General features: G+C 63.1%; 1 protein-coding gene. It reads left to right on the top strand.

Annotation, left to right across the window (positions count from 1 at the left end; genetic code table 11):
- Positions 1–396 (top strand): S1C family serine protease (locus I6F37_RS43645; protein ID WP_225154931.1); only part of this gene is annotated, 396 nt, incomplete at both ends.

Below are 396 nucleotides of genomic sequence, written 5' to 3'. Positions count from 1 at the left end.
GTGTGCACACTGTCGAACCGCGATGAGGTCGATGCCACGCTGGTGGGGACGGATCCGCTTTCGGATCTGGCGGTGTTGAAGCTTGATTTGGCCACGCGGCGATTCAAAGACCAGCCGCTGGCGGTGGCAGAATTTGGCGACAGCGACCTGCTAAGGACGGGTGATGTGGTTTTTGCGATGGGGAGTCCGGGCGGATTGTCCCAGTCGGTGACCCGCGGCATTGTCGCGAACACCGCGATGATCGTGCCGCGCCATCAGGTGGGACTGACGCTGGACGGCGAGAGCGTGGGTGAACTGGTGCGATGGATCGGTCATGACGCGGTGATTTATCCGGGCAACAGCGGCGGCCCGCTGGTCAATCCGGCGGGAGAGATCGTGGGGGTGAACGAAGTGGGC

It is taken from the genome of Bradyrhizobium sp. NBAIM08 (assembly GCF_020193935.1).
Taxonomy (GTDB): Bacteria; Pseudomonadota; Alphaproteobacteria; order Rhizobiales; family Xanthobacteraceae; genus Bradyrhizobium; species Bradyrhizobium yuanmingense.
Note: the sequence above shows the minus strand (reverse complement) of the source record. Positions and strands in the feature narration are given on the sequence as shown.